At 58.5% G+C, this 2,149-nt stretch carries 1 protein-coding gene; it reads right to left on the bottom strand.

The features are described from left to right. The coding region (locus K309_RS0134650; RefSeq protein ID WP_029050442.1) for a hypothetical protein at positions 1-1,744 on the bottom strand (1,744 nt) is incomplete at its 3' end. Positions 1,745-2,149 lie beyond the last annotated feature (405 nt).

The raw sequence follows: 2,149 nt of genomic DNA, 5'->3' as shown, positions 1-2,149 counted from the left end.
TCACTGTGAAATCGCAACGGTTATCGTCAGACATATGATGTTCAATGACGACCGATTGTCCAAGCGCTTCAAGTTGAGCGGTAAGTCGTTCAACTATTCGATTGCGCGCGGTATTCTCGTTCACCCGCTTGCCACTAGGCCAGAACATCTCCCGAGGGTTGGTCTCTGCGCCATCGATCCAACGTTGGAAAGCCTCAAGCTGCTCCTTCAACAGAGCCCGCATGTCCTCCACCGAAGCAATCCTTCCGTCTTCTAGCATCGCCGAGATGTCGGGCAAATGAGGCGGGTGGAATGCTTCGAGCGCGCGCCGTCGGCGCCCAGCAACGCGGATACTCTTGAGGTCTCTCTCGAAATGCTGGAAGCGATCGTCCTCCAGTAGCTGATCTATCACCGGCAGGCTTCGGTCCGTGTGGTCACGGTCAATCAGCCACACTAGGTCCCGGAGGTAGCGGTAAGCGGTCTCTTTTCGCGGCGATGACGTGCCCCAATGGCTCGGCAGGGGCACGGCCGGCCAGTTGGTCACCTGCGCGTCGAGTACCCGAAAGGCCTTTACTGCGTCCAATTGGGGCCACCCGGCGTGGCGGCTGCGATGGAGCGCACCCGTTCGATGCTCCAACGCCAGCACGATCATCTTGTCTCGTAACAACAGGTCCCAGATCCCGTCCTGGTCCGACGGGGCAAAGAAGAAATGGCGCAAGAACCAGAATGTTGCGCGTTCGGATATTGGTGCGTCAGTACTCGGCTGGGCGGAAAGCGCTGCATCGCAGCGCTCTGCGACAAAGCGAACGACCCATTCGCGCGGCGCGAAGCGAACTGCGAGCTCGAAGAGCGAATCCAGCTTTTGCAGCGGTAGATCGGGGTGGCCTGACAGCCACTCGACCGCGAGTTGGCCTGCCAGGCAGTGAAAGATCGCTTCAGCAGAAAGCCACCACAATTGATCAGGGCATTCAGAATTCAGCGAAGCACCGATAAACTGGCGGGCAAACGCTTCCGCTTCGAGTGGCGACGACATGACGAGCGTGTCGATGGCAGCCTCAAAGCGCTCCCGCTCGCCTTCGCCGTATTCATTTGAAAACCTGGCCTGCGTCTTGACAGCACACAAGATGCTCTTGTCGACGCCATTAAGGGAGATTCCTCGTCGGAACATCACGAGGCATCCGGCGTGAAGCACCATCGCGATGTGCGTCTTCTCGCCTCGACCTAGCTCTTCGAGAGTGGGCGTATATTTCTCGAGCTCGCTAATGCTATTGGCCAGCGCATCTTCTGCCAACTGGCGGTCCGAGGGAAGCTGCTCTGGGCTGCGCAGATAGTGATAGGCAAATTCCTGGTTCCACCCAAAGAATTCTCCTCGCTGGATGCGCAAGCGATGCGCATGCAAATGGCGTAACCGATCGTCTTCGCGTTGCTGCCTGCGTCGGGCGCTTCGATTAATCAATCGCCGCATCCGAACATCGCTTGGCGTCTGTCGGCGCCAGAAATAGTTCTGCCGGCTCCATGCCGCCATGAACGCCGTGTTCTGGTTTGCATGGCGACGCATAGTGCTCCGCAGCGCATCGACCGACCTGGATTCGCCATGCCTCGCATGTGGCCGAATGAAGCCCGACCACGCCTCTACATTGCCAGCTTGGAACGCGACATCGACCAGATGGTGAATGTCCTCTTCCGACATCAAGAGGCCAGGGTGCAGGAGACCTTGACGCAGCAGCGCGAAGCGCCCTGCCGACGTGTTTCCGCCGTCGGCCATGCACAATTCCTGCACTTGGCGTCGCAAGGTCGTGTCTGATTCCAGCGCACGCAGCGCTGCCCCGTCCCGCGGGCGTGATCCTGTTCCGAGGTGTAGTTTGCGGAGCCAACTCCAGACCAAATTGGGATCAAAGGGGCCTTCGGCAAGTTCAAAGTATCGGTCCATCAAAATACCAGCGATCCGGCTGGGCGCCTCGCGGCACCGGCACGCGAAGACCTGCCCCGGCGCACAGTCACAATGGATCAACCCGACAAAGGTGGATAGCGCCTCACCCAGCGCTTGCGCCTTCGTGACATTCGAAAGCGTACGCCTCGCTAGATTCCTTGACTGAATTGATTGCGTAGTGATTGAGTCAAGTTTTTCTACGCGGCGATTTTGACCTGATCGCACCATGTGTTGACGGCC

Source organism: Cupriavidus phytohabitans, assembly GCF_000426345.1.
In the GTDB taxonomy this organism is placed as follows: domain Bacteria; phylum Pseudomonadota; class Gammaproteobacteria; order Burkholderiales; family Burkholderiaceae; genus Cupriavidus.
Note: the sequence above shows the minus strand (reverse complement) of the source record. Positions and strands in the feature narration are given on the sequence as shown.